General features: G+C 43.0%; 7 protein-coding genes. 2 read left to right on the top strand and 5 right to left on the bottom strand.

What is annotated here, in order from left to right:
• The coding region (locus OEX01_05905; protein MDH5448520.1) for a hypothetical protein at positions 1–225 on the bottom strand (225 nt) is incomplete at its 3' end.
• A 151-nt stretch (positions 226–376) separates the two neighbouring features.
• Between OEX01_05905 and OEX01_05900 the strand changes: the two genes are divergently transcribed.
• Together OEX01_05900 and OEX01_05895 are read left to right on the top strand one after the other, a co-directional pair.
• Positions 377–1285, top strand: a complete 909-nt coding sequence (locus OEX01_05900) for a serine/threonine protein phosphatase (GenBank protein ID MDH5448519.1) — start codon at positions 377–379, stop codon at positions 1283–1285.
• A 109-nt stretch (positions 1286–1394) separates the two neighbouring features.
• Positions 1395–2618: a HesA/MoeB/ThiF family protein gene (locus OEX01_05895; protein MDH5448518.1), complete on the top strand. Its 1224-nt coding sequence runs from the start codon at positions 1395–1397 to the stop codon at positions 2616–2618.
• A gap of 50 nt (positions 2619–2668) precedes the next feature.
• Here the strand turns inward: OEX01_05895 and cobO are convergent, their stop codons facing one another.
• From cobO to OEX01_05875, 4 genes are read right to left on the bottom strand one after another with little or no spacing between them, the layout of a single operon-like run.
• Complete coding sequence (cobO, locus tag OEX01_05890) at positions 2669–3205, bottom strand: cob(I)yrinic acid a,c-diamide adenosyltransferase (protein ID MDH5448517.1); 537 nt, start codon at positions 3203–3205, stop codon at positions 2669–2671.
• A 4-nt stretch (positions 3206–3209) separates the two neighbouring features.
• Positions 3210–4178 carry a methylmalonyl Co-A mutase-associated GTPase MeaB gene (gene meaB, locus OEX01_05885; GenBank protein MDH5448516.1) on the bottom strand — a complete coding sequence of 323 codons (969 nt, stop codon included), beginning with the start codon at positions 4176–4178 and terminating at the stop codon, positions 3210–3212.
• A gap of 6 nt (positions 4179–4184) precedes the next feature.
• Positions 4185–4589, bottom strand: a complete 405-nt coding sequence (locus tag OEX01_05880; GenBank protein ID MDH5448515.1) for a cobalamin B12-binding domain-containing protein — start codon at positions 4587–4589, stop codon at positions 4185–4187.
• 17 nt (positions 4590–4606) lie between these two features.
• The gene (locus tag OEX01_05875) at positions 4607–6286 is read right to left on the bottom strand and encodes a methylmalonyl-CoA mutase family protein (GenBank protein MDH5448514.1); all 1680 of its coding nucleotides are present in this window, start codon (positions 6284–6286) and stop codon (positions 4607–4609) included.
• Positions 6287–6373: the final 87 nt, after the last annotated feature.

Below are 6373 nucleotides of genomic sequence, written 5' to 3'. Positions count from 1 at the left end.
AGAATAGATTCCGCCGAGGAGACCTACAATCGCTCCCGTTAAGGGACCTCCGAAGATTGCAGCAATAAACGTTGCGATGTGTGAAAGGTCTAATGCCGCTCCACCCCCACCAGGGGAAGTGGCGGCTAATATTGGGGCAATATTGATTGAAATTCCAGCAAGAATGTTTCCTAAGGCACTCATTATGGCGATGAAAGCTATCTGTTTCGAGTTTAGGAACGCCATAGTGCTAACCACACGGATTTACAAAGTAAAACGCTAGTTATTTAAGAGTAGCTACTCAAAAAAGAGTGTGATTGGTGCAGATATAGCATTTATGCTATACTGCACATAATACTTTTCAGGACTAGTTGGCAACATGACAAACCTAGCTGAAATGGCTCGCAAAGCTCTCGAAGCAGACAGCACAGAATACATCAGCTTAATCGGAAAAGCCACAAAACTCTTGGCTTCAGAAAAAGAGCAAATAGGAAATTTGGGTATTGAAGGCCGGCTTGTTAATGTAAAAGCTTCTGGAGAGGCGATTGTCATCGGTGATCTACATGGTGATTTGGAAAGTCTTGTGTACATGCTGAAAACTTGCAGATTTGTAGAAAAAGCCACAAAAAATAAGGAGGTTCTCTTGGTTTTTCTCGGCGATTATGGGGATAGAGGGATCTATTCTCCAGAAGTTTACTATTTAGTTTTGAAGTTGAAGCAGCTTTTTCCACAAAAAATAGTGCTAATGCGAGGGAACCATGAAGGACCTGACGACTTGCTGGCTTACCCTCATGACTTACCAGAAAACCTGCGGACAAGGTTTGGCGAAGAAGGCTCAGTTGTTTATTCAAAAATTCGTGAACTATTTCCCTATCTCTACAATGCAGTGGTTGTGGATGAGCTTTGCGTGATGGTTCATGCTGGAGTGCCGAGTCGTGCTTCTTCACTGGAAGATTTGAAATTTGCTCATTTAAAGCATCCTAAAGAAAGGCATCTTGAAGAGATTCTTTGGAGTGACCCTGATGAAACTATTAAAGGAAATCGTCCATCGGCCCGAGGGGCAGGAAGGCTTTTTGGCGAAGATGTTACTCGAAAATTTCTCAGCACGTTAGATGTCAAAATGTTGATCCGCGGACATGAACCAGCTCAAAATGGCTTCAAAATAAGCCATAATGGCAAAATTCTAACACTGTTTTCAAGAAAAGGACAACCCTACTTCAACGCTTCAGCAGCATACTTGCAACTTGGCTTATCCCTTAAACCACAAAACGTCTATGAACTTGTGCCTTACATTCACAAGTTCTAGTTTTCAGCCTTCGACTAGCTATTTTTAGGAAAAATTTATGCATCATGCTTAGCAAGGTAAGGACTAAGAAAGAGCCTAGAAAAACTAACGTTAAATGAGGAAATTCAGTATGGCTGAGACAGAGAAGAGACGAGAGAGCCCGAATGCTGAGACAACGGACATAGAAGAATACTTGAAACGGTTGCCTCACCCTCCTGAAGAACACACTTACGAGTTGAAAATGGAGAAACGTCTCAAGCGAATGTTTAAAGAGCAAGATGAGAAGCTTTCAGATGAAGAGTTACGATTTTACTCAAGACAGATAATGTTAGACGAAATAGGATACAAAGGACAACAGAGATTGAAGAGAGCAAAGGTCTGCATTGTAGGTCTAGGAGGCCTCGGCTCCACAATAGTCACGCAGTTGACCGCCATGGGCGTAGGACATTTAAAACTTGTTGACCGAGACGTCGTTGAAGAATCAAACCTCCAAAGGCAGCATCTCTACAACTTTGATCTCGTCGGCTTCCCCAAAGTAGAGGCAGCTGTAAAAAAGCTGGAAAAGTTAAATCCCTACGTGGAATTTGAACCGCTTCCCCTGTCTCTTAATGAGAACAACGCTGATGAAATATTAAATGGGATGGATGTAGTTGTTGACGGTTTAGACAACATGAACACTAGGTATGCAGTAAACAGAGCTTGTGTCAGGCTGAGGATTCCCTACGTGTTTGGCTCTGCTATCTCAACCTTTGGAAATGCTTCCACAATAATCCCACAAAAAACTGCATGTCTAGAATGTTTTTACGGAAAACTTGACGACAGCAACTTACCTACATGCGGCACAGTCGGGGTACATCCGTCAGTTTTAGGCGTTGTGGCAAGCATAGAGGTTGCTGAAACAGTCAAAATACTCCTGGGAAGACAACCAAGCCTTAAAGACAAACTTCTATACTGTGACGTCAGTTTTATGCGTTTTGAAGAAATAGAGGTTACACGTGCAGAAAGCTGCCCTGTTTGTGGACGTCAGCCTAAAGCTAGCCCTACTCCTCTGAAGAATGTTTTGATTGAAGAAGGTTGTGGAAGAAACAAAAAGCGAGTTTTTATCGTGGTTCCAAAAGAAAACTTGAATATGAAAATTGAGAAACTAGTTGGTCTTTTGAAGGAAGAAAGGAACCGTTTAAATGTTGAAGCCAAACTTGGAGTAACCTTCGTGACAAAAGAGGGAATTCTTGCAAGCATTCTTAAAAGCGGTGTCATGATAATCGAAGGAACAAACAGCAAAAAGGAAACATTAGATTTTTACAAAGAAATCGTTGTTGACAAAATGAAGATACCTTGGTCTCGCATAAACTAGTAATCTGCTGAATAGACAAAAGCTCATCAGGTAATTAATGAAATAGACTTCTAATACTCGATGCCTTTCCTCGACGGAACTCCTTTCTTGAAAGGATGCTTAATCTCTTTCATTTCCGTAACAAGATCAGCTGCTTCAACGATTTCTGAAGGAGCATATCGTCCCGTTAAAACCAGTTCTACATGCCTAGGCTTATTCTTTAACAACTTGACAACATCGTTTACCCTTATCAGTCTCAAGTTAAGAGCCACATTAATTTCATCTAGTATCACAATATCATACTCGCCGTTGAAAACGACTTTTTCAGCTAACTCAAAAGCTTCCATAGCAAACTTTATGTCAATATCTTCAGGAGGCTTTTCTGTAATAAACTTCCCACGTCCAAAAGCCTTCAACTCCAAGCTCGCAAGCTGCTTGATTGCATAAAGTTCACCATAGTCAAAACCGCCCTTAATGAATTGGATTACGTAAACCTTCAATCCTCTGCCGATGGCCCTGAGAGCTAAACCGAATGCGGCAGAAGTTTTTCCTTTTCCGTCGCCTGTGTAAACTTGCACTAAGCCGGTTTCTAATCGTTGCTTTTTCATCGAATTATTCGTCCTCGCTAAAGTTACCTTTAATTTGTTCAGCTAACACTTTCTCTGCCGCAGTAAGAGGATCTATTTTTCTTGTCAGAATGCTTGAGATCAGTGCATCTAGTTTGCCGCTTCTCCTGAGCACCTCTACGACATGTTCAGCGGTCTTTTGCTTTATAGCCGCTACAAGTTCTGTTTCCACTATTCTCTTTTGCCTTAAGCTGGCTTCACCTTTCTCAAGGTGTTTTGTATGTTCATCAATCTTTTCCAAGAGTTGAGTAGTTCCTTCACCGGTGGTGGCTATCGTTTTGACTATCGTTGGGATCCATTTGTTTTTTTCATTGCTAAGTTGCAACATGGCTTGTATGTCAGTAACTGCTTTGTTTGCGTTTTTACGGTCAGCCTTGTTAATAACAAAGATGTCGCCTATTTCCATCATGCCCGCTTTGATTGCTTGAATTTCATCGCCAAGACCAGGGGCTAAAACTACAACAATCGTTTGGGCAATTTTAATAATATCTACTTCTGATTGCCCAGATCCCACTGTTTCTACGATAACTACGTCCATGTTTGCTGCGTCTAAAATGCGGACAGCGTCTTTGGTAGCCCTAGCCAAACCTCCAGGGTTATTTCGTGTTGCCATACTTCGAATAAAAACTCCTTTGTCAGTGCTCAGGTCTTGCATGCGTATGCGGTCGCCTAAGAACGCGCCGCCAGAAAATGGGCTGGTGGGATCAACAGCTACTACACCTACTGTTTTGTCTCGCTGTCTCAGCGCCTTAATTAGTTTCTCGACTAAAGTGCTTTTTCCAGCTCCACCCGGCCCCGTTACACCGATTATTTGTGCTTTTCCAGTATGTGGATAAAGTTGGGATACAATTTTTTGTGCTTCTGGAGTGTTGTTTTCTATGAGTGTTATTGTTCGGGCTATGGCTCTGTGGTCTCCTTTTAGTACTGCATCGGCAAGCTGTTGAGAGGTAGCCAATTTTTATCAACGACTTCTTTCTACATTCTCTTTAACAAAGCTGACTACGGTTTTTGTTGGTGTGCCTGGTCCAAAGATTTCTTTTATTCCAAGCTGCTTAAGAGACGGAATATCCTCTTCTGGTATTATGCCGCCAGCAAATACGACAACATCATCAAGTCTCTTTTGCTTCATGAGTTCAGTTATTTTAGGGAAAAGTGTCATGTGAGCGCCTGAAAGTATGCTTAATCCTAAAATATCAACATCTTCTTGCAGGACAGTTTCCACTATTTGCTCAGGCGTCTGTCTCAGTCCAGTGTAGATAACCTCCATCCCAGCATCTCTTAAAGCCCGTGCCACAACTTTTGCGCCTCTGTCATGGCTGTCCAATCCAGGTTTTGCCACAAGAACTCGGATTTTTTTCTCTTGCAATGTCTTAACGTCTCCTCTTAAACAACTATCAATTCTTTATATTCCCCATACACGTTTCGAAGGACACCACATATCTCACCTAGCGTTGCATAAGCTTTTACAGCTTCAATTATTGTAGGCACCAAGTTTCCATCTTTATCTACCGCACTATGAAGTTTGCTTAAAACTTGTTTCACTTTAACATCGTTGCGTTCGCGCCGAAGCCTTTGAAGCTTTGCTAGTTGTTGTTCTTCGACTTTTGGATCGATACGTAGAAGCTCGATGGGACATTCAGGTTCTTCGATGAAATACTCATTCACACCGACCAATGTCTTCTCGTTATTATCAATTTCATGCTGATATTTATAAGCGCTATCGGCGATTTCTTTTTGGAAGAAACCTCTTTCGATAGCTTCGTAGACGCCGCCCATGTCATCGATTTTTTCAATATAATCCATGGCTTTCTCTTCCATCTGATTTGTCAACGTTTCCACGTAATAGCTTCCTCCAACAGGGTCTATCGTGTTTGGAACACCGCTTTCGTGCGCGATTATTTGCTGTATTCGCAATGCTATGCGAACCGCTTCGTCGGTGGGGAGGCATAAAGCTTCGTCGTGACTATTTGTGTGTAGGCTTTGTGTTCCACCAAGTATTGCTGCGAGAGATTGAAGTGTCACGCGGATTATGTTGTTGAGGGGTTGATTAGCTGTTAATGTGCAGCCGGAGGTTTGGACATGCATGCGCATCCACATGGAGCGTGGTTTTTGAGCGTTAAATCTGTTTTTCATCAGTTTTGCCCAGAGTCTGCGTGCTGCTCGGAATTTGGCGATTTCTTCAAATAAATCGTTGTGGCTGGCGAAGAAGAAGCTTAAGCGTGGGGCGAAGTCGTCTACTTTGAGTCCTCTTTCGATGGCTGCTTCTACGTAGGCAATGCCATCGTAGAGTGTGAAGGCGAGTTCTTGAACGGCGTTTGAGCCTGCTTCGCGGATGTGGTAGCCGCTTATGCTTATGGGGTTCCATCTTGGCAGATTTTTGGTGCAATATTCAATTATGTCGATTACGAGTTTGACTGATGGTCTTGGGGGGAATATGCAGAGTTTTTGGGCGAAGAATTCTTTAAGAAGGTCATTTTGCGTTGTGCCTCCAAGCATTGCGCGTGGAACGCCTTGTTTGTCTCCTATGGCGATGTACATCGCTAATAGCATGGCCGCGGGACCATTTATAGTCATGCTGGTGGTTACTTTGTCGAGGGGAATCCCGTCAAAAAGGACTTCAAAGTCTTTTAGCGATGCGACTGCGACTCCGCATCTGCCTACTTCGCCTTGTGACATAGGGTGGTCTGAGTCGTAGCCCATGATGGTGGGGTAGTCGAAGGCGATGCTGAGACCTGTTTCTCCTTCTTTGAGGAGATACTTGAACCGTTTATTCGTTTGTTCTGCTGTGCCGAAGCCGCTGAATTGGCGCATTGTCCATATGCGCCCTCGGTACATTGTGGCATGGACGCCGCGGGTGAAGGGATATTCTCCTGGGAAGCCTAGATCTTGAGTGTAGTTGAGGTTTTTTGTGTCTAGGGGTGTGTAGAGTCGTTTTATTAGGGTTTCTGAGATGTTGTGGAATTGTTTTTTTCTTTCTGGATGGCGTTTTAGCCAGTTGGGTACTGTGGTTTTTTCCCATTGTTCTTGTTGTTTAACGAGATTTTTTTGTTGTTGAGTTATCAATGTTTGTGGGTTCCTTTTGTGGGGGTTAGGATAGATAGAGTTATTAGATGACCTAAAAAGTTATCTTTTTGGTCGTTGTGGGAGGTG

The sequence above is a fragment of the Candidatus Bathyarchaeota archaeon genome (genome assembly GCA_029882535.1).
Lineage (GTDB): Archaea > Thermoproteota > Bathyarchaeia > Bathyarchaeales > SOJC01 > JAOUKM01.
Note: the sequence above shows the minus strand (reverse complement) of the source record. Positions and strands in the feature narration are given on the sequence as shown.

What these genes read in the sequence shown, in the direction of transcription:
- OEX01_05900 (MDH5448519.1), top strand. Translation starts at nt 377, where the DNA reads ATGGCTCGCAAAGCTCTCGAAGCAGACAGCACAGAATACATCAGCTTA.
- OEX01_05895 (MDH5448518.1), top strand. Translation starts at nt 1,395, where the DNA reads ATGGCTGAGACAGAGAAGAGACGAGAGAGCCCGAATGCTGAGACAACG.
- cobO (MDH5448517.1), bottom strand. Translation starts at nt 3,205, where the DNA reads ATGAAAAAGCAACGATTAGAAACCGGCTTAGTGCAAGTTTACACAGGC.